This is a genomic window from Pleomorphomonas sp. NRK KF1 (assembly GCF_023721755.1).
Taxonomy (GTDB): domain Bacteria; phylum Pseudomonadota; class Alphaproteobacteria; order Rhizobiales; family Pleomorphomonadaceae; genus Pleomorphomonas.
The window spans coordinates 67,288-87,584 of record NZ_JAMDLH010000006.1; the positions used below are offsets into that span (position 1 = coordinate 67,288).

The following is a 20,297-nucleotide window of genomic DNA, read 5'->3' on the forward strand; positions in this document are numbered from 1 at the left end:
TCCCGGTGGATCAGTCTTGTCGCCAGATGGCCGCTCCGGCCGCCCTTGTCAACGGCACCGGATCAATCGTCGAAGTCGCCGAAGCCGGGATCGGGCATTTCGTCGATGAAGCCTTCGGTCCAGTCGCCGGTGTCCTCGAAGGTCGCGCCGCCGCCGGCAGGACCCGCCGGCAACGGCTCTGGCTCCTCGCCGAACTTGACGTCGACGATCTCGGCGCCGGGGAACAAGCGGAAGATGGCTGCGACCACGGGATCGGCCAGGGCATCGTCGACGGCTTCGCGCCGGCGCACCTCGCGCGTCTCGGCCAGCGTCGGACGCCCCTCCTCACGCGAGATGGCGACGATCCAGCGGCGGCCGGTCCAGCCGGTCAGCTTGCGACCAATCTCGCCGGCGAGACCTGGGTTAGCGCCCTCGACGGGCGAGAACTCGATGCGTCCATCCTCGAAGCGAACGAGCCGGACGTGCCGTTCCAGTGCGAACTTGAGACCGATGTCACGGTTGCTTTCCGCCAGGGCGACCACGGCCTCGAAATTGTCCAGACGCGGCCCCGCGACCATTTCTGGCTCGGCACGGCGGGCAACAGTCCCGGCAAAACCGCCCCCAGCGCGCGCGCGCGCGCCATCTCCACCACCCGGAGGCGCTCCGACTGGCGGGTTCATTCCCGGGAAACTGCCATCCCGCAGCATCTTCAACGCCTCGTCGGGCGTCGGCAGATCAGCGGCATAGGCGAGGCGAACCAGCACCATCTCGGCGGCCGGCAACGGCCTCGGCGCCGTCTGCACCTCCTGTATGCCCTTGAGCAGCAACTGCCAGGCGCGCGAGAGGATGCGCACCGACAGCTTTTCGGCAAAATCGCGACCACGCGTCCGCTCGGCTTCGGTGAGCGACAGGTCGGTGGCACCTTCCGGCAAATGCTTGAGGCGCGTTACGAGATGCACGAAGGCGGCAAGGTCGGACAACACGGCCACCGGATCGGCACCGGTGTCGTATTGGTCGGCAAGGATGGAGAGCGCGTTGGCAACGTCGCCCTTCATGACCGCCTCAAAGAGATCGACCACGCGCACCCGGTCGGCCAGACCAAGCATGCTCCGCACCGCTTCCGCCGACACATGGCCGCCGCCATGGGCGATCGCCTGGTCGAGAATGGTCAGACTATCACGCACCGAACCCTCGGCGGCGCGAGCCATTAGCGCCACCGCCTCCGGATCGGCCGTAACCTTTTCGGACGCGATGATGCGCTCGATATGAGCGGCGAGCTCGCCGGTCGGCACACGACGCAGGTCAAAGCGTTGGCAGCGCGACAGCACCGTGATCGGCACCTTGCGGATCTCGGTGGTGGCGAAGACGAACTTCACGTGCTCGGGCGGCTCTTCCAACGTCTTCAGGAGCGCGTTGAAGGCCTGCGTCGACAGCATGTGCACTTCGTCGATGATGTAGACCTTGTAGCGGGCCGACACCGGTTTGTAGCGAGCCGCCTCGATGATGTCGCGCACGTCGTCGACACCAGTGTGCGAGGCGGCGTCCATCTCGATGACGTCGACGTGCCGGCCTTCCATGATGGCGCGGCAATGGGTGCCCTCGCGATCCATGTGCACGGTCGGCCGGTCGATCTCGCCGGGAACTTCATAGTTGAGAGCGCGGGCCAGGATGCGAGCGGTGGTCGTCTTGCCGACGCCACGGACGCCGGTCAGCATCCAGCCCTGTGCGATGCGGCCGGTATCGAAGGCATTTTCGAGCGTGCGCACCATGGCGCCATGGCCGATCAGGTCGGCAAAGCTCTGCGGACGATACTTGCGGGCAAGGACCCTGTAGGGCGAAGCGGCCGTCTGATCGGCGGGCGTCAGAGTGTCCGGCATGCTCGCAACCTGGGAAATGGAGGGTGGGAGGCCGACGAGTGACCCGAGCCGAAGCTCGTTGGGGCTGCTTCCTTCCGGACCTGACCCGGTTGGCGAGTGGTTCGTCCACCGCCAACCTCCCGTGCCACATATCGCGGTGTTGCCGGCAAAATGCAAGAGGCGGTTTCAATGAAGCCCACCGTCACGGTCCGACCTTCGTTCGTTCAACCGCCATTCCCGCACTGATCGCCGCTCGGCGAAGAGGCCTCGAAAAAGATGCGATCTCGCGAAACCATTGCCTTCGTGCCGCAATGATGAAAATTTCAGGACGATCACAAACGCGCGGGGATGCCCAATGATTCGACCCTTTGCCCTGAGCTTCCCTGGCCGGCGCCTCGTTGCCGCCCTCTCCGTTCTCCTGTCGCTTTCGGCCGCCACAACGGCGTGGGCCGAAGAGCCGGAGTGGCGAACGGCCACCGCGCTGGGCGGCGAACCGCGCTATGCCGCGGACTTCGCCCACTTCGACTACGTCAATCCCGACGCCCCCAAGGGCGGCGAGGCTCGGTTCGGCGTCGAGGGCAACTTCGACAGCACCAACCTGTTTCTCGGTACCAAGGGAACCCCGGCCGCGGCGGTCGCCTCCGCCTACGAATCGCTGTTCACGTCGTCGCTGGACGAAGTGGACATTTCAGCCACCTACCCGCTTCTTGCCGAAGCCATGCGCTACCCCAGCGATTTCGCCTGGGCGGAGTATCGGCTCGACCCGAGGGCGCGCTGGCAGGACGGCGAGCCTGTGACGGTGGACGACGTCATCTGGTCCTTCGACACGCTGAAGGAGATCTACCCGCTTTTCACCAACTACTACAACCACGTCGTCAAGGCCGAGCCGGCCGGCGAACGAACCGTTCGCTTCATTTTCGATGCGCCCGGCAACCGCGAGCTACCGCACATTCTCGGACAGCTCTATGTTCTCCCCAAGCACTGGTGGCAAGGCAAGGACGAGTCCGGAAAGCCTCGAAATATCCGCGAAACGACGCTTGAAGCACCGCTCGGATCGGGCCCTTACAAGGTGACGGCCGTCGATGTCGGCCGGCGGGTCACGCTTGTTCGCGATCCCGACTACTGGGGTGCGACGCTGCCGGTCGTCATTGGAACCAACAACTTCGACCGACTCATCTACGATTATTACGTCGACCCCACCGTGTTGATGGAGGCCTTCAAGGCCGACAAGTACGATTTTCGGTCCGAGCGCTCGGCCAAGATGTGGGCGACCGGCTACGACTTCCCGGCGAAGAACGAAGGCAAGGTCGTGACCATGACCTTCCCGCGCAACGCCTCGGGCGTCATGCAGGCGCTAGTTCCCAACCTTCGGCTGTCCAAGTATCAGGACGCGCGCGTTCGTCGGGCGCTGAACCTCGCCTTCGACTACGAAACGCTGAAGCGGACGGTTTTTTTCGATCTCTACGACCGCATCGACAGTTTCTATTTCGGCACCGAACTGGCCGCCAGGAACCTGCCGAGCCCGGATGAGCTGGCGCTCCTGGAACCCCTGCGCGACAAGTTGCCGCCCGCAGTATTCACCACCCCATACGCCAACCCGGTCGGGGGTACGCCCGAGGCGGTGCGCGAGAACCTACGGCAAGCAGTTGCGCTGTTCGCCGAGGCCGGCTGGACCATCCGGGACGGCAAGATGCGCAATGCCAAGGGCGAACCCTTCCGCATTGAGTATCTCACCTTCAGCTCGCTCGACGAACGCTACGTCGCTCCCTTCGCCAAGTCACTCGGCCGCATCGGCATCGATCTCGACTATCGCCTTGTCGACGATGCCCAGTATCTGAACCGCACCAGGAGCTTCGATTTCGACATGACGGTCGATGTCTGGGGCCAGTCGCTGTCGCCGGGGAACGAGCAGCGCGAAATGTGGGGATCGAAGGCGGCCGACCTGCCCGGTTCGCGCAATACGGCCGGCATCAAGGACGCTGCCGTCGACGCGCTGATCGAAAAGGTGATCTACGCCGAGAACCGGGAAGCGCTCGTCACCGCGACGCGCGCGCTCGACAGGGTGCTCCTTGCTGGCAACTACGTCATCCCGCTCTTCTATTCGAAGAACAGCTTCTACGCCTACTGGAAGCGCTTCGGCCATCCGGAGACGTTGCCGAAGTATTCCGTCGGCTTCCCCGATGTCTGGTGGTACGACCCAGCCGTGGCTTCGGCGGCCGGCCTTTCCCGCTGACGACGCCGAGACGAGGTTTCCGCTTCATGGCTGGCTATATTCTGAGACGCCTTCTCCTGATGATTCCGACACTGATCGGCATCATGGCCATCAATTTCGCCGTCGTGCAGTTTGCGCCCGGCGGGCCGGTGGAGAAGGTGATCGCCAAGCTTCAGGGCACCGACATCGGCGCCACCGATCGCTTTACGGGCGCCGGCGCAGATCTCGGGGGGCAGTCGCCCGACCAGATGTCGGGCGAGGCGATCACGTCCAAGTATCGCGGAGCACAAGGGCTCGATCCCGAGTTCATCAAGAAACTCGAGAAGGAGTTCGGCTTCGACAAGCCGCCGCTCGAACGCTTCGGGCTGATGCTGTGGAACTACGCCCGCTTCGACTTCGGCGAGAGCTATTTCCGCTCCATTTCGGTGATCGACCTCATCAAGGAAAAGCTGCCGGTCTCGATCTCGCTCGGCCTCTGGATGACGCTTCTGTCCTACGGCATCTCCATTCCGCTCGGCATTGCCAAGGCGGTGCGCGACGGTTCGCGCTTCGACGTCTGGACGTCCTTCGTCATCGCCGTGGGATATGCCGTTCCAAGCTTCCTGTTCGGCATCCTGCTGATCGTGCTGTTTGCCGGCGGATCGTTCTGGTCGATCTTTCCGCTGCGCGGGCTGACATCCGAGGGCTGGGGCGCCATGGGCTGGCCCGAGCGCATCCTGGACTATTTCTGGCACATGGCGCTGCCACTCCTCGCCATGGCGACCCATGCCTTTGCGACCACGACGCTATTGGTCAAGAACTCGTTCCTCGACGAAATCCGCAAACAGTATGTGCTAACGGCGCGCATGAAGGGACTTTCTGAACGAAAGGTGCTCTATGGGCACGTGTTCCGCAACGCCATGCTGATCGTGATCGCCGGGTTCCCTGGCGCTTTCATAGCCTCCTTCTTTGCCGGATCGCTGTTGATCGAGACGATCTTCTCCCTCGACGGTCTCGGACTGCTGTCCTTCGAATCGGTGATCAATCGCGACTATGCCGTCGTGTTCGCGACCCTTTATGTCTTCTCGCTGATGGGCCTCGTCATCAACATCCTCTCCGACCTCACCTACATGTGGATCGATCCGCGCATCGATTTCGAAAGCCGGGAGGTATGACGTCCATGAATGCCCTTCCCGCAGGAAAACGCCCCTGGCTTTCGCCCGTCAACCGCCGCCGGTGGCAGAATTTCAAGGCCAACCGCCGGGGCTGGTGGTCGTTCTGGATCTTCCTGGTGCTGTTCGTGGCGACGCTTCTGTCCAACGTCATTGCCAACGACCGGCCTATCGTCGTCTCCTACAAGGGCGAGATCCTGTTCCCGGTGCTGGTCGACTACCCGGAGGAGAAATTCGGCGGCTTCCTCGCCATCACCAATTATCGCGATCCCTACAATCGCGACGAGATCGAGAACAACGGCTGGATGATCTGGCCTCCGATCCGCTATTCCTTCGACACGCCCAACACCGACGCGCCGACGCCGGCGCCCTCGCCACCCGCCTTCCTTCTCTCCCCCGCCGAGCGCTGCGCCGCCTACGCCGAGGGCGTGAACGACCGGGAGTGCGTGTTTGGCAACATGAACTGGCTCGGAACCGACGACCAGGGGCGCGACGTCGTCGCTCGCGCCCTCTATGGCTTCCGCATCTCCGTCCTGTTCGGCCTGACGCTTGCCGTCATCTCCTCGCTCGTCGGCATCGCCATCGGCGCCGTGCAGGGCTACTACGGCGGCCTCACCGATCTCCTGATGCAGCGCTTCATCGAAATCTGGAACGCGGTGCCGACGCTCTACCTCCTGATCATCGTCTCCTCGGTGATCGCGCCGTCCTTCCTGGTGCTGCTGTTGATCCTGCTCGCCTTCTCATGGACGCATCTCGTCGGCGTCGTGCGCGCCGAGTTCCTGAGAGCCCGCAATTTCGAATTCGTGCGCGCGGCGAGGGCGCTCGGCGTCGGCAACCTCACCATCATGTGGCGGCACCTTCTGCCCAACGCCATGGTGGCGACGCTGACCTTCCTGCCCTTCATCCTCAATGGATCGATCACGACGCTGACCTCGCTCGACTATCTCGGCTTCGGCCTGCCGGCGGGCTACCCGTCGCTTGGCGAACTGCTCCGCCAGGGCAAGACCAACGTCTTCGCGCCCTGGCTCGGTATCACCGGCTTCTGCGTGGTCGCCGTCATGCTGAGTTTGCTGATCTTCATCGGCGAGGCGGTGCGCGACGCCTTCGACCCGCGCAAGACGTTCCAGTGAGGCCCGCCATGACTGACACCTCCGGCGGCGCCCTTCTCTCCGTCCGCAATCTCTCCGTCGCCTTCCGCCACGAGCATGGCGAAACGCTCGCCGCCTCCGGCGTCTCCTTCGATCTGGAGAAGGGCCGGACGCTGGCCGTCGTCGGAGAAAGCGGCTCGGGCAAATCGGTGACAGCCCTGTCGATCGTACGCCTGCTGCCCTATCCGGCGGCCCGGCATCCGTCCGGCGAGATCCTCTACAAGGGGCATGACCTCCTGAAGGCGGAGGAAGCCGAGCTCAGAAAGATCCGTGGCGCCGACATCACCATGGTATTCCAGGAGCCGATGACCTCGCTCAACCCGCTGCATTCGATCGAGCGGCAGATCGGCGAGATCCTGAAGCTGCATGGCGCCAGCGGCGACGCCAACGTGCGCCGTCGGGTGATCGAACTCTTGAACGAAGTCGGCATTCCCGATCCGGAGACCCGGCTTTCTGCCTATCCGCACCAGCTTTCCGGCGGCCAGCGCCAGCGCGTGATGATCGCCATGGCGCTCGCCAACGCGCCAGACCTCCTGATCGCCGACGAGCCGACCACCGCGCTCGACGTCACCGTGCAGGCGCAGATCCTGACTCTGTTGAAGTCGCTGCAGGCGCGGCATGGCATGGCCATCCTGTTCATCACCCATGACCTCGGCATCGTAGAGCGCTTCGCCGACGACGTGGTGGTGATGACCGGTGGCGAGGTGGTCGAGGCGGGCCCGACGGCCGAAGTGTTTGCCGCTCCGAAGCACGACTACACCCGCCACCTGATGGCGGCGGCGCCAAAGGGCGAGCCACCGGCTGCCTCGATGGAGGCTCCGGTCATCGTCGAGGCTGACCAGTTGCGCGTCTGGTTTCCGATCAAGGCCGGCTTCCTTCGGCGGACCGTCGGCCACGTGAAGGCGGTGGACGGCGTCGACGTCAAGCTCAGGGCCGGTCAAACGTTGGGCGTGGTCGGCGAAAGCGGATCGGGCAAGACGACGCTGGGCCTTGCCCTTCTTCGCCTGATTTCCTCGGAAGGACCGATTGCGGTGCTCGGCCGCCGCATCGACGGACTGGACTCTCGCGCCATGCGGCCGCTGCGACGCGACGTGCAAGCCGTATTCCAGGACCCTTATGGCTCGCTGTCTCCACGCATGACGGTGGCCGACATCGTTGGCGAGGGGCTGGCGGTACACGAGCCAAGACTCAGTGCCGAGGCCCGCGACGCGCGCGTCGTCGAAGCGCTCGTCGAGGTCGGCCTCGACCCCGAAACGCGCCACCGTTACCCGCACGAGTTCTCCGGCGGTCAGCGACAGCGCATCGCCATCGCCCGCGCCATGGTGCTGAAACCCAAGTTCGTCATGCTCGATGAGCCGACCTCGGCCCTCGACATGAGCGTGCAGGCTCAGGTGGTCGACCTTCTGCGCGACCTTCAGGCGCGGCATGGCCTGGCCTACATGTTCATCTCTCACGACCTCAAGGTCGTGAGGGCGCTGGCCAACGATCTCATTGTCATGAAAGCGGGAAAGGTGGTGGAGGCGGGGCCGGCCACCGAGGTATTCGCCGCACCGAAAGAGCCCTACACGCAAGCACTGATGGCTGCGGCGTTCCGTTTGGAGGCAGTGGGCAGCGTCGCTGCGGAAACCTAGATGGGATCGCGGGCCGACCGGAACAGCGTGCCCCTGTAGGCGTCAGCGGCGATGTCGCGGCACAGCGGCTGCCATTCGCAGAGGGCGCAAGCAGCTTCAAACGCGCCGTCCCGATAGGCCGATCGCAGGCGCGCCCGAAGTTCCTCATCGAACGCGAGGCGATCGCCGAAGTTGAACGGCCTATCGAGAAGACTGGAGACGAGAGAAAGCGCGCGCCGGTCACGCTCGGGGACCGTTGCTTCATTGCAATGGGGGTGTTCGTCGGAGCGGCAAAGAGGCTCGCAGATGTCGTCCGGCCCCTCGACGATCTCGACCCTCGCGCCCGCCACAAGCCGGGCAGCGGTCGCCGTCATTCCGGCGACGAACTCCGGCGAATAGCCAAGCCCCTTGTAGGTCAGGAGGCAGAGGAGGTGGTGCCCCCTCAGCCTCACCGTGTTCCCATCGACCACGACCGGCGATCAGCCGGCGGCCTTGCGATCGCGCTCGCGGCGACGCTCGGCCGACGGCTGGTAGGCGATCCGGGCATGGAAGGCGCAATAGGGAATACCGACCTCCGACTTGCGGCCGCAGAAGAAGAAGTCCGGCTTACCGGGGTCACCCACCGGCCACTTGCAGGTGCTTTCGGTGAGGGAGAGGATGGTGACCTTTTCGAATACGGGCGGCTCGATCTCGGCAACCGGAGCCATTGCCAGCGCCTCCTCGGCCTGGGAATCCGCCTTGAGAGCCGTAGCGCCAATCGTGATCGGCCGAACAGGCGCCGTCGGCCGGCTCGTCGGCTGGGCTTGGGCAACCGGACGGCTGGCAGCGGACTTGACGCGCGGCGGCGCGGCAACGGTCGGGCGCGCCGGCTGTACCTGCGGCTTCGAACGACCCGACAATCCCAGCCGGTGCACTTTGCCGATCACCGCGTTTCGTGTCACGGCGCCGAGTTCAGCCGCGATCTGGCTGGCGCTCAACCCTTCAGACCAGAGCGTCTTGAGGCGCTCGACGCGTTCGTCGGTCCAGGACATCTTCTCACCCTCTCTTCGCCGCATCACCCGGGGAATCCCTGGGGATACGCCCGGTCCACCAATAGGTCCGGCAACGCAAAACACATGCGATTGTATCGCTGGAGCGTCCCGCCACGATATCTCGTGGCGACGACATCTACGCTACAATGGGCGTTCTCTTCGGCGCAATGACCACTGAGTCACGCCTCGCGGCGCTTTACGACTTTTCAACAAATATCGTGGCGCCGGCGTTTCGGTTCAACCGCCATCTCCCCGCGTCTGATTCGCTCGGGCCGGAAATGCTTGTCGGGCTGCTTCAATTTCGGGCGGCCAAGGCTCAAAAACCTTGACAGATCCGGCGTTTCCCGTGGTATAGAGCCGCCTTGCGAGAGGCCGCGCCGCCGAGAAGCCGGGGGCGCGGCCTGCTTTTTTCATTCGCCGGCCTCGCGGTATCGGCACCGGCGCCCGCAGGAAAACCTCTATCACTGAAAAGGAAACTGTCATGACCGCCCCCGGTTCCACCTCTCCGCTCTATGCGACATTCTCGCGCGCGGACGTGGCCTTCGAACGAGGCGAGGGGGCCTGGCTCATCGACAGCCGAGGAGAGCGCTGGCTCGACTTCGGATCAGGCATCGCCGTAAACGCCCTTGGACACGCCCATCCGCATCTCGTCGAGACGCTGAAGGCGCAGGCCGAGAAGGTCTGGCATGTCTCCAACGCCTTCCGGATTCCCGATCAGGAGCGGCTGGCCGAGCGGCTGGTCGCCAACACCTTCGCCGACCGTTGCTTCTTCACGAACTCGGGCGCCGAGGCTCTCGAATGCGCCTTCAAGACGGTGCGCCGCTTTCACTGGGCGAACGGTCATCCCGAGCGCTATCGCTTCATCACCATGGAAGGCGCCTTCCATGGTCGTACCCTGGCGACCATCGCCGCCGGTGGTCAGGAAAAGTATCTCGAAGGCTTCGGACCGAAGGTCGACGGCTTCGATCAGGTTCCCTTCAACGACATCGCGGCCGTCAAGGCGGCGGTGACGGCGGAAACCGCCGGCATCCTGGTCGAACCGATCCAGGGCGAGGGGGGCGTGCGCGTCATTCCGTCCGAAAGCCTCCGGGCGCTCAGGCAGATCTGCGACGACAACGGCCTTCTGCTGATCTTCGACGAGGTTCAGTGCGGTTACGGGCGGACGGGCCGCTTCTTTGCCCATGAGTGGGCCGGCGTCACGCCCGACGTGATGGCGGTAGCCAAAGGCATCGGCGGCGGGTTCCCCCTCGGAGCCTGCCTGGCAACCGAAGCGGCGGCGGCAGCCATGAAGGCCGGCGTGCACGGCACCACCTATGGCGGCAACCCGCTGGCCATGGCTGTCGGCAATGCCGTTCTCGATGTGGTTCTGGCCGACGGCTTCCTCGAGCGGGTACGCGCTGCCAGCCTCCGCTTCAAGCAAGCCCTGGCCGCCATCGTCGATCGTCATCCGGACCTTTTTGAAGGCGTGCGCGGCGAAGGCCTGCTCCTTGGCCTCAAGTGCAAGCGACCGGTGGCCGAGATGAACGCCGCCTTCCGCGACCAGCACCTGCTGACCATCGCAGCCGGCGACGGCGTCGTGCGTCTGCTGCCGCCGCTGATCGTCAGCGATGAGGAGATCCTGGAGGCGGTGAAGCGCATCGACGCCGCCGCGACCGCCCTCACCGCAGCTTCTTCCGCCGCCCATGGGGTGGCCGCCGCCAAGTCGGCCTGAGCGAGATAACAGACATGACCGACCACACTCCGAAGCATTTCCTTGACCTCACCGACCTCTCCGGCGACGAGCTTCGCTCCATCCTCGCCCGCGCCCGCGATCTCAAGTCGAAGGTAAACGGCTGCCGCCCGGGCGTAGGCCCGCTGGCCGGCAAGGTGCTGGCGATGATTTTCGAGCGTCCGTCGACGCGCACCCGCGTTTCGTTCGACGTGGGCATGCGCCAGCTTGGCGGCGAGACCGTCATGCTGACCGGCGCCGAGATGCAGATCGGCCGCGGCGAAACCATCGCCGACACCGCCCGCGTCATGTCGCGCTATGTCGACGCCATGATGATCCGTATTCTCGACGTCAACGCCCTGCATGAGCTGGCCGAATATGCCACCGTGCCGGTGATCAACGGTCTCACCAAGGTCAGCCATCCGACGCAGGTCATGGCTGACATCATGACGTACGAAGAGCATCGCGGCTCGGTGGCGGGCAAGACCTTCGCCTGGACCGGTGACGGCAACAACGTCCTGAACTCGCTGGTGCATGCGGCGGCCCGCTTCGGCTACACGATGCGCATCGCGACCCCGAAGGAACTCGCCCCGGCTCAGGCGCCGATCGACTGGGCGCGCGCCAACGGCGGCAGGATCGAAGTAACCAACGACCCCTTCGAGGCTGTCGACGGCGCCGATGCCATCTTCACCGACACCTGGGTATCGATGGGCGACGAGGAAGGCGAACGCCGCCGCCATAACCTCCTCACGCCCTACCAGGTGAACGACCGCCTGATGGCCGCTGCCGACAAGGACGCCGTGTTCATGCACTGCCTGCCGGCCCACCGCGGAGACGAAGTGACCTCGTCGATCATGGATGGGCCGCGGTCGATCGTCTTTGACGAGGCCGAGAACCGGCTGCACGCCCACAAGGGCATCCTCGCCTGGTGCTTTGGAGCCATGGAGGACTGATGAGCTCTGTCGATCGCCCCCTCATGGCCGCCAACGGCGATGACGCCGTGTTGCCGTTCGCTGTCGATGCCCTCGACGTGCGAGGCCGCGTCGTGCGGCTCGGGCCGGCGATCGACGCTCTGCTCGGCCGTCATGACTATCCGCCGGCCGTCTCGCGCCTTCTCGCCGAAGCAGTCGCCCTGACTGCCCTGATCGGCACGTCGATGAAGTTCCAGGGGCGCTTCATCCTGCAAACGCAATCCGACGGGCCGGTCGGCATGCTGGTCGTCGACTTCGAGGCCCCGGACGCTCTGCGCGCCTGCGCCCGCTTCGATGCCAACGCCGTGGCGGCAGCCGTGGCTGCCGGGCACGATCGCCCGGAGGATCTGCTCGGTCGCGGACACCTGGCAATGACCGTCGACCAGGGCGCCCACATGAGCCGCTACCAGGGCATCGTCGAACTTGACGGCCGGTCACTGGAAGAGGCGGCTCATGGCTACTTCCTCCAGTCCGAACAGATCCCGACCCGTGTCCGCCTGGCCGTAGCCGAGGTGCTGACGCGCGATCCGGGTCGCGAACCGCGTCGTGCCTGGCGGGCGGGCGGACTGTTCCTGCAGTTCCTTCCGGAGTCATCCGAGCGCACCGGACATCGCGATCTGCACCCCGGCGATGCCCCCGAGGGGGCTCTATCAGCCATCGAAGAGGACGATGCCTGGGTGGAGGCACAGAGCCTTTCGGGCACAGTGGAAGATATCGAACTGACAGATCCCTCGGTCAGCGCCGAGACGCTGCTCTATCGACTGTTTCATGAGCGTGGCGCCCGCGTGTTCGAGCCGCAGCCGCTCGTCGAGCGTTGTCGCTGCTCACGCGACAGCGTCAGGTCGATGATCGCCTCGTTCTCGCCAGCCGAGCGCGTGGACATGGTGGAAAACGGTCGGATCGGCGTGACCTGCGAGTTCTGCTCGACACACTATGAGTTCGACCCGCAGGAGTTCGAAACGGGCAAAGAAGCCTGAGGTCCTGAGGCTGTCGCCTTCTTTCAGCGCGCCGGATTTCCATAGATCGGCAAGCCGAAAGGCTCGCGACGATAGGCGCGGAAAAGCTCCAGGCTCTCGAAATGATCGAAGGCGAACTCGGACGCCGAGGGTAGAGCGGCAAGCGAAAACCAGCGCTGCTCATCGCTCTCGTCGTCGGCCGCCCCGACCTTCTCCACCGCATTGCAAAAATGCACGAAGCTGATGTTCTGGCGATCCTCGCCTGGTCGGTCCGGGCGATCGATGATCCGCAACAGTGTCAGGTCGCGGACCCGATAGCCGGTTTCTTCGAGAATCTCGCGTATAGCGCCCTCCGGCAGCGTCTCGTCGCGTTCGACAAAACCGCCGACCAAGGCCCATTTGCCGCCTTCGAGCAGCCGCTGACTACGCTTGACCAGCAAGACCTCGTCACCGCGCAAGACAATATTGTCGGTCACCGCATGACGCAGCGCCGCCTCATGGCCGCTCTCAAACTTGCATGTGATCACGAGACAGCCGCCCCCTTCAGCCGAAGCCGCTAGCTTGCTCACGCAGCCTTGGGGCCGCCGATGCTCAGCGTATCAGAGGTATCGGCCGCGCGATGGCGCTCCACCTCGGCCTTGAGGCGTTCGGCTTCCCTGCGGCTCTGCCGAGCGGCACGCCGAACGTGCCCCTGGCCGAACCAAGAGCCGACGCCACCGACCAGCACGCCGAGCGCCAGCACGGCGAAGAACACCGCGTAGAGCGGCACCGTGAGCGAGAAGAAGGGTGCCGACGGGTTGAACGGGTCGAGCACCAGCGTCACCGGTTGGTTGTTGACGACGGCCAGCGCCACCACCACGATCGCCAGTGGGCCGAGAACGACGATCCGGAGAAAGGTTTTCACGGGGCGTCACTCCTGCGCCGACCCTAGGGTCAGCTCACCTTGCCGTCGTTGAGGCGCTCGCGCATTTCCTTGCCGGTCTTGAAGAAGGGCACGAACTTCTCGGACACCGGCACCTTCTCTCCGGTGCGCGGATTGCGACCCGTGCGGGCCGGCCGGCTCTTCACGGAGAAGGCGCCGAAACCCCGGAGCTCGACGCGGTCGCCGCTTTTCATGGCGTCGACGACGGTGCCAAGAATGGTGTTGACGATATTCTCGATGTCGCGCTGGTAAAGGTGCGGGTTCTGCGCCGCGATACGCGCAACCAGTTCAGACTTGATCATGGGCTTAAAGCTCCCTGCCGGCTGAGCGAATGGAAAAAATCATTGAAGGTTCGAGCGTTGAGGGTGCCAAACCGATACGAGCCCGTCAAGCCGACCTTCGCTGTTCCATGCCGAAAGATCGATGCCGATCATGCGTCCTACCGCCGCCATGGCGCGGTCGGCAAGCCCCAGACCAGCATAGGGTCGCTCGGGCGACCAGTCGACGACCTTGAGGCCCTTCTCGATACCCTTGCTACCCTCCAGCCAGGCCACGGCCGCATCCTCTCCGCCGATTTCGTCGACGAGCTTGAGGTCTAGCGCCTGCCGGCCGGAATAGATCGATCCATCGGCAACGCGGAGCACGTCGGGTCTCGGAAGTCCCCGCCGCTCGGCTACGATATCGATGAACCAGGCATAGGTGTCATCGACAAGGCGCTGGATCATCTCGGCGGCGCCCGGCTGCTCCGGATAGGTGAACGGCGACGGCTCGGCCTTGAGCGGCGCCGATTTGATCGTCTTCACGTCGACGCCGATCTTCTGCATCAACGCGCCGACATTGCCATACTGGAAAAGCACGCCGATGGAGCCGGTGATGGATGTGCGCTCGGCAAAGATGCGATCGGCAGCGATCGCGGTCATGTAGCCGGCCGAGGTGGCGAGCGTGCCCATGGTGGCCACCACAGGTTTCCTTTCGGCGATGCGGCGAAGGCCGTCGTAGAGTTCCTCGCCGCCGACGGTGGTACCGCCGGGGCTGTCGATGGCGACGATCACCGCCTTGACGGCGTCGGAGGACGCGATGTCCTTCAGCATCTTGCGCTGGGCGTTATCGGCGAGGATCATGCCGGAAACGGTGACGCGAGCAATGTGAGGCCCGCCCCTGTCGGACATGCCGCCGCTCGCGAAAAGCCCCAGAGCCACCGCGAGGCCCAAGGCAAGCACAAGCGTGATGCCACGCCAAACGTACAGGCGCCGCCGCAACCGTCGCCGCTCCACGATCGCATCCGCATCAAGGGTCATCAGGCACCTCGCCGCTTGCCGGTTCCGATTGCCCTGAGGTAGCAGCCCACCGATCAACGGGCAAGGCAAACCGACGGGGGGCGTCACGATCCGAAATGATTCCGCCGGAAGTGGAGGTCAAGTCTATCCAGGCATCAAGACGATCCGAAAAAGAAAAAGGGCGTCGTGTTCAGCGACGCCCTCATTTCTGACCTTGCGATGCCAAGCATCGTTTGAGGTCGGCAAGCCTCGAAGGTTGAGGCCCGTCTTGACGTCCGGACTCTCATCGAGTGGACAGTTACTAATATTGCCCTGATGCTTGCATTCGTCAAGGATACCTTGGGAGCAATGGTAATAATTCGTAGCAAGAAAAAAGGCCCGCAGCGAGCGGGCCTTCCTTCATGTCGGAAAAACAACGGCTTGAGCCGGCTTATTCGCCTTCCTGGCGGGCCTTGAGGGCGGCGCCAAGGATGTCACCGAGCGACGCGCCCGAGTCGGAAGATCCGAACTGAGCGACGGCTTCCTTCTCTTCGGCGATCTCCAGAGCCTTGATCGACAGGCCGACCTTGCGGGTCTTCTTGTCGAACTGGGTGACGCGGGCATCGAACTTCTCGCCGACGGCGAAACGCTCGGCGCGCTGATCGTTGCGGTCGCGCGCAAGGTCGCCACGACGGATGAAGGCGGTGATGTCGGTATCGACGATCCGCACTTCGAGCCCGGCTTCCTTGACCTCGACCACCTCGCAGGTGACCACGGAATTGCGGCGGATCTCGCCAGCCGATTCCATCGGGTCGCCGCCGAGCTGCTTCATGCCGAGGCTGATGCGCTCCTTCTCGACGTCGACGTCGAGGACGACGGCCTTGACGACGTCACCCTTGCCGAACTCCTCGATGACCTGCTCGCCCGGACGGTTCCAGTCGAGGTCGGAGAGGTGAACCATGCCGTCCACATCGCCGTCGAGACCGATGAACAGACCGAACTCGGTCTTGTTCTTGACCTCGCCCTCGACCACCGCGCCGACGGGATACTTCTCGAGGAAGGCTTCCCAGGGGTTCTGCAGGGTCTGCTTGAGGCCGAGGGAGATGCGGCGCTTGACCGAATCCACCTCGAGAACCATGACCTCCACTTCCTGGCTGGTCGAAACGATCTTGCCGGGATGGACGTTCTTCTTGGTCCAGCTCATTTCCGAGACGTGGATCAGGCCTTCGATGCCCGGCTCCAGCTCCACGAAGGCGCCGTAGTCGGTGATGTTGGTGACGCGACCGGAGAACTTGGCGCCGACCGGGTACTTGGCCTCGATGGCATCCCACGGGTCGTTCTCGAGCTGCTTCATGCCGAGGCTGATGCGATGCGTCTCCTGATTGACGCGAACGATCTGCACCTTGACCTGCTGGCCGATCGACAGCACCTCGGACGGGTGGTTGATGCGGCGCCAGGCGATATCGGTGACATGCAGCAGGCCGTCGATGCCGCCGAGGTCAACGAACGCACCGTAATCGGTGATGTTCTTGACGACGCCGTCGACGATCTGGCCTTCCTCGAGGCTCGAAACCAGCTCGGAGCGCTGCTCGGCGCGGGTCTCTTCGAGGACGACGCGACGCGACACGACGATGTTGCCGCGACGCTTGTCCATTTTCAGGATCTGGAAGGGCTGCGGCGTGTGCATCAGCGGGGCGACGTCGCGCACCGGACGGATGTCGACCTGCGAACGCGGCAGGAAGGCCATGGCGCCATCGAGGTCGACGGTGAAGCCACCCTTGACCTGGTTGGAGATCTGGCCGACCACCTTCTCGTTCTTCTCGAAGGCAACCTCGAGACGGACCCAGCTCTCTTCGCGGCGAGCCTTGTCGCGCGACAGAACCGCTTCACCGAGCGCGTTCTCGACGCGCTCTAGGTAGACTTCCACCGTGTCGCCGACCTTCATCTCGCCATCGCGAGCCTTGGCGCCGAACTCCTTGAGCGGCACGCGCCCTTCGACCTTGAGACCGACGTCGATGACGGCAAGGTCCTTCTCGATGGCGACGATGGTGCCCTTGACGACGGTGCCCTCGGCCACGTCCGAAGCGGTGAGGCTCTCGGCGAGCAGTGCGGCGAAGTCTTCGCGGGTGGGATTGAGTTGAGACATTGAAACTCCTGGGGTGCCGGGCTCGCCCGGCGGCGTCGGCAGGTAAGAGTTGCCCCGTCCCTCCGATCCGGTGAAACACCTGACCCAGCCATAGGCAGGGTGCCGACGCGACTTCGACCGGATGGACGAGGATAAACGGCTTCACGGGCGGGGCCAGAGGCTCCGCCCGAAAGTCGGGCTTCTATAGCGGAGGATGCCGGCCGCTTCAAGGCATAAAAAGGCGGAATTTAGCGCCTTTTCCCGGCAACGGCGGACACGTGCCGTCCCTCGCGCCAGTTTTCGACGATCGACAGCGCGGTCGCGAGCACTTCGGTCGGCCCGAGCGCAGAGGTATCGATGATGATGGCGTCGTCGGCCGGGCGCAGAGGCGCCTCGGCACGACCGCTGTCGCGGTCGTCGCGGGCTTTCACTTCGGCCAGAATCGCCTCGTAGTCGACAGCCCTGCCCTTGGCGAGCAGTTCGTCGGTCCGGCGGCGCGCCCTCACCTCGGGGCTGGCGGTGACGTAGAGCTTCACGTCGGCGTCGGGACAGATAACCGTGCCGATGTCGCGACCGTCGAGCACGGCCCCGCGCGGACCATGGGCGAAATCGCGCTGAAACGCCACGAGGGCGGCGCGGACGCCGGGATGAATGGCAACGCGCGAGGCCAGCTCGCCGGCCTCGCGTCCCCGAAGATCGGTCCGCCTCAGATCGTCCGGCGCGAGCCTTTCGGCAAATGCCGTCGCCGCCGCGGGATCGTCGAGATCCTGGCCGGCGTCCTGCATCAGCTTGCCGATGGCCCGGTAGAGAAGACCGGTGTCGAGATAGGGCAGGTCAAGCCGGGTCGCCAGACTCTGCGCCAGCGTCCCCTTGCCGGCCGCCGCCGGACCGTCGATGGCGATGAGCGGCAATTTCCGCGACTGCTCCAAAGACGCCTCAGGCATCGGCGACCTCCGCGTCCTCGAAGGAGGCACCTAGACCAGTCATCAAAGCCTCGAATGTCGGGAAGGACGTGGCGATCATCGACGCGTCGTCGACACTCACCGGGTTTGCGGCCACCATGCCCAGCACCAGGAAACTCATGGCGATCCGGTGATCGAGATGGGTGACCACCCGCCCGCCGCCGGTAACCCGGCCGCCGCGAACCGAAAGCCAGTCTGGGCCTTCCGAACAGGTGACGCCATTGGCCCTGAGGCCGGCGGCAACGGCGGCGAGGCGATCGGATTCCTTGACCCGCATCTCGCCGATGCCGGGCATGCGCGTCTCCCCACTGGCCAGGGCCGCGGCCACGGCCAGAATGGGATACTCGTCGATCATCGAAGGAGCCCGCTCGGCCGGCACCGTGACGCCCTTAAGCTCGGCATGGCGAACCCTGAGGTCTGCGAGACGCTCGCCGCCGGTCGTCCGCTCGCCCACAACCTCGATGTCGGCGCCCATTTCGAGAAGCGTATCGATGAGGCCGATACGGGCCGGGTTCATCAGGACGCCTTCGACGGTGACGTCGGAGCCTTCCACGAGAGTGGCCGCCACGATCGGGAAGGCGGCCGAAGACGGATCGGACGGCACGTCGATCGCCTGCGGCTTCAGCTCGGGCCTCCCCACGAGGGCGATCCGTCGGCCGCCATCAGGCTCGTCGGCAATCTCGATGTCGGCGCCAAATCCCTTCAGCATGCGTTCGGTATGGTCTCGCGTGAACACCGGTTCGATGACCGTGGTGACACCGGGCGTGCCGAGACCGGCCAGCAGCACGGCCGACTTCACCTGCGCCGAGGGCACCGGCAGCCGGTAGGTGATCGGCAGCGGCAGGCGAGGCCCACGCATCGTCAGCGGCAGGCGTCCGCCGGAGCGGGCAATGACCTCGACGCCCATCTCGGACAGAGGCTCCAGCACCCGCCCCATCGGGCGCTTGATGAGGGAGGCGTCGCCGGTGAAGGTAACGGCGATCGGCTGGGCGGCGGCAAGTCCCATGGTGAGGCGAACGCCGGTACCGGCATTGCCGAAATCGACGATGCCCGACGGCTCCAGCAGACCACCGACGCCGAGACCGCGCACCCGCCAGACGCCGTCGTCACCACGGATCACCGTGGCACCGAAGGCGCGCATGGCCGCCGCGGTGTTCATGACGTCCTCGGCCTCAAGGAGACCGGTGATCACCGTCTCGCCAACCGCGAGAGCGCCGAGCATCAGCGCGCGGTGAGATATCGATTTGTCGCCTGGAACACGGACACGACCTTTGAGCGGGTCGGATTTCCGAGCGATCAGCGGACGAGCGGTCGCGTGAGAAGCCATGGAGCGGAACACCTGATACCAACTTGCGAGATGCGGATGCATTCGCGCATCGAGACTGACGGATCTCTCAATGCCTGAGGCTCGGGCGATCCGCAACGAAAAGTCAGGAGCCGTTGTCGCTGGTTCCCGGCACGACGCCTTCCGGCCACGGCGACTTGTCGCCTACTCAGGGCCGGCTCTAGCACGGCCGTTCGGCTGCGTCACTCGCCAGCCTCGGGCTCACGTCGCGGGCAAAGTGCCGGGATCGCGAGCCTGCCGCCACCAATTCACCTTTGACACAGCCCCCGGTTTGCCTATATGTGCCTGCCCGATTTACCTGACAAACGCGAGGCCGACCGTGGCGAAACCTGAACTTGGGCTGAAGCGTCTTTGCCCCAGCTGTGGCGCGAAGTATTACGATCTCAACCGGACCCCCATTCTCTGCCCGAAATGCGGCACCCAGTTCGATGCCGGACTGGCTGCGCGGGCGCGCCCGGCGACAGCCATCGACGACGAAGAGGACAACGAGGAGGAGATCGCCGAGGTCGGCGCGCTCACCCCCGAGTTCGTCAGCCTTGAAGATGCCGAGGATGCCGACGGTGACGACGTACCCGACATCGAGGATCCCGATATCGAGGACGAGACGCCGGAAGACGACGTCTTCCTCGAGGAAGAGGATGAGGACGGCGGCGACATGTCCGACCTGATCGGCGATGTCGGCGACGAGGAAGAGCACTGAGCTCTCCACCTTTTCAGATCCAAGCAAAGGCCGGCTGGCGATCCCAGCCGGCCTTTCTTTTTGGCGAAGAACGACCCGCGCGGCAGCAACCTATTAGAAAATCTTGGAAATCCGCCTTTTCTCCAAAAAGATGACGGAAAAATCGCTCGAGGTTGAAAAACCTCTTGATCGGCGAGGGAATGCTGAGTATATCCCGCCTCGTCGAGCCGGAACCCACACCGGCGGTGCCAGGAAGCGAAAGCGGGACGGCATCTTCCGAAGTCGGAAACGGCACCTGATGGGGCTATAGCTCAGCTGGGAGAGCGCCTGCATGGCATGCAGGAGGTCAGCGGTTCGATCCCGCTTAGCTCCACCAATTTTCTCAG

19 protein-coding genes, 1 tRNA gene and 1 other RNA gene are annotated in these 20,297 nt (G+C 64.5%); 10 read left to right on the forward strand and 11 right to left on the reverse strand.

Translation table 11 applies throughout. The annotated features are described in order from the left end of the window. Positions 1 to 62: 62 nt before the first annotated feature. Both M4J39_RS15525 and ffs read right to left on the reverse strand, forming a co-directional pair. On the reverse strand, positions 63 to 1,856 hold the full coding sequence (locus M4J39_RS15525) for a DNA polymerase III subunit gamma/tau (RefSeq protein ID WP_251729319.1): 1,794 nt from the start codon (positions 1,854 to 1,856) through the stop codon (positions 63 to 65). Positions 1,857 to 1,879: 23 nt separating this feature from the next. Next, positions 1,880 to 1,976: signal recognition particle sRNA small type (gene ffs, locus M4J39_RS15530), an RNA gene on the reverse strand. Positions 1,977 to 2,190: 214 nt separating this feature from the next. Between ffs and M4J39_RS15535 the strand changes: the two genes are divergently transcribed. The 4 genes from M4J39_RS15535 to M4J39_RS15550 are packed head-to-tail and all read left to right on the forward strand — an operon-like array spanning position 2,191 to position 7,977. Continuing rightward, the gene (locus M4J39_RS15535) at positions 2,191 to 4,068 is read left to right on the forward strand and encodes an extracellular solute-binding protein (protein WP_251729320.1); all 1,878 of its coding nucleotides are present in this window, start codon (positions 2,191 to 2,193) and stop codon (positions 4,066 to 4,068) included. A 26-nt stretch (positions 4,069 to 4,094) separates the two neighbouring features. Beyond that, a complete protein-coding gene (locus M4J39_RS15540) occupies positions 4,095 to 5,201 on the forward strand; it encodes a microcin C ABC transporter permease YejB (RefSeq protein ID WP_251729321.1) in 1,107 nt (368 codons plus the stop codon). Beyond that, positions 5,198 to 6,328, forward strand: coding sequence for an ABC transporter permease (locus M4J39_RS15545; protein ID WP_251729322.1), 1,131 nt, complete (start codon positions 5,198 to 5,200; stop codon positions 6,326 to 6,328). The genes M4J39_RS15540 and M4J39_RS15545 overlap by 4 nt, the downstream gene beginning before the upstream one ends. 8 nt (positions 6,329 to 6,336) lie before the next feature. Then, positions 6,337 to 7,977 carry an ABC transporter ATP-binding protein gene (locus M4J39_RS15550; protein ID WP_251729323.1) on the forward strand — a complete coding sequence of 547 codons (1,641 nt, stop codon included), beginning with the start codon at positions 6,337 to 6,339 and terminating at the stop codon, positions 7,975 to 7,977. On the opposite strand, the gene M4J39_RS15555 is transcribed toward M4J39_RS15550, so the two are convergent. Next, entirely contained in the window at positions 7,974 to 8,426 is a 453-nt protein-coding gene (locus M4J39_RS15555) for a DUF1284 domain-containing protein (RefSeq protein WP_251729324.1), read from the reverse strand. The two genes, M4J39_RS15550 and M4J39_RS15555, sit on opposite strands and share 4 nt — an antisense overlap. Positions 8,427 to 8,435: 9 nt before the next feature. Then, entirely contained in the window at positions 8,436 to 8,987 is a 552-nt protein-coding gene (locus M4J39_RS15560; protein WP_251729325.1) for a GcrA family cell cycle regulator, read from the reverse strand. A 146-nt stretch (positions 8,988 to 9,133) separates the two neighbouring features. Here M4J39_RS15560 and M4J39_RS15565 point away from each other — a divergent pair, with 146 nt between their 5' ends. The 4 genes from M4J39_RS15565 (at position 9,134) to M4J39_RS15580 (ending at position 12,643) form a co-directional block, all read left to right on the forward strand. Further along, entirely contained in the window at positions 9,134 to 9,316 is a 183-nt protein-coding gene (locus M4J39_RS15565) for a hypothetical protein (RefSeq protein WP_251729326.1), read from the forward strand. Between the two features lie 152 nt (positions 9,317 to 9,468). Further along, positions 9,469 to 10,698, forward strand: coding sequence for an aspartate aminotransferase family protein (locus M4J39_RS15570; protein ID WP_251729327.1), 1,230 nt, complete (start codon positions 9,469 to 9,471; stop codon positions 10,696 to 10,698). 14 nt (positions 10,699 to 10,712) lie between these two features. Then, a complete protein-coding gene (gene argF, locus M4J39_RS15575; protein WP_251729328.1) occupies positions 10,713 to 11,648 on the forward strand; it encodes an ornithine carbamoyltransferase in 936 nt (311 codons plus the stop codon). Continuing rightward, positions 11,648 to 12,643 carry an Hsp33 family molecular chaperone gene (locus M4J39_RS15580; RefSeq protein WP_251729329.1) on the forward strand — a complete coding sequence of 332 codons (996 nt, stop codon included), beginning with the start codon at positions 11,648 to 11,650 and terminating at the stop codon, positions 12,641 to 12,643. Before argF ends, M4J39_RS15580 begins: the two co-directional genes overlap by 1 nt. A 23-nt stretch (positions 12,644 to 12,666) precedes the next feature. Here M4J39_RS15580 and M4J39_RS15585 read toward each other — a convergent pair whose 3' ends face one another. The 7 genes from M4J39_RS15585 to aroA form a co-directional block, all read right to left on the reverse strand. Then, complete coding sequence (locus M4J39_RS15585) at positions 12,667 to 13,149, reverse strand: NUDIX domain-containing protein (protein WP_251729330.1); 483 nt, start codon at positions 13,147 to 13,149, stop codon at positions 12,667 to 12,669. A 38-nt stretch (positions 13,150 to 13,187) separates the two neighbouring features. Continuing rightward, entirely contained in the window at positions 13,188 to 13,526 is a 339-nt protein-coding gene (locus M4J39_RS15590) for a lipopolysaccharide assembly protein LapA domain-containing protein (RefSeq protein ID WP_251729331.1), read from the reverse strand. Positions 13,527 to 13,555: 29 nt separating this feature from the next. Further along, positions 13,556 to 13,846, reverse strand: coding sequence for an integration host factor subunit beta (gene ihfB / locus M4J39_RS15595; RefSeq protein WP_100081969.1), 291 nt, complete (start codon positions 13,844 to 13,846; stop codon positions 13,556 to 13,558). A 39-nt stretch (positions 13,847 to 13,885) separates the two neighbouring features. Continuing rightward, the gene (gene sppA / locus M4J39_RS15600; protein WP_251729332.1) at positions 13,886 to 14,842 is read right to left on the reverse strand and encodes a signal peptide peptidase SppA; all 957 of its coding nucleotides are present in this window, start codon (positions 14,840 to 14,842) and stop codon (positions 13,886 to 13,888) included. 409 nt (positions 14,843 to 15,251) lie between these two features. Continuing rightward, positions 15,252 to 16,946 (reverse strand): 30S ribosomal protein S1, encoded by a 1,695-nt coding sequence (gene rpsA / locus M4J39_RS15605; RefSeq protein ID WP_251729333.1) that lies wholly within the window; start codon positions 16,944 to 16,946, stop codon positions 15,252 to 15,254. 227 nt (positions 16,947 to 17,173) lie between these two features. Then, a complete protein-coding gene (cmk, locus tag M4J39_RS15610) occupies positions 17,174 to 17,869 on the reverse strand; it encodes a (d)CMP kinase (protein WP_251729334.1) in 696 nt (231 codons plus the stop codon). Continuing rightward, positions 17,862 to 19,214 (reverse strand): 3-phosphoshikimate 1-carboxyvinyltransferase, encoded by a 1,353-nt coding sequence (gene aroA / locus M4J39_RS15615; protein WP_251729556.1) that lies wholly within the window; start codon positions 19,212 to 19,214, stop codon positions 17,862 to 17,864. The genes cmk and aroA overlap by 8 nt, the downstream gene beginning before the upstream one ends. Before the next feature lie 337 nt (positions 19,215 to 19,551). Here aroA and M4J39_RS15620 point away from each other — a divergent pair, with 337 nt between their 5' ends. After that, positions 19,552 to 19,932 carry a TIGR02300 family protein gene (locus M4J39_RS15620; protein ID WP_251729335.1) on the forward strand — a complete coding sequence of 127 codons (381 nt, stop codon included), beginning with the start codon at positions 19,552 to 19,554 and terminating at the stop codon, positions 19,930 to 19,932. 279 nt (positions 19,933 to 20,211) lie between these two features. Then, positions 20,212 to 20,287, forward strand: a tRNA-Ala gene (locus M4J39_RS15625). The last annotated feature ends 10 nt before the right edge of the window (positions 20,288 to 20,297 follow it).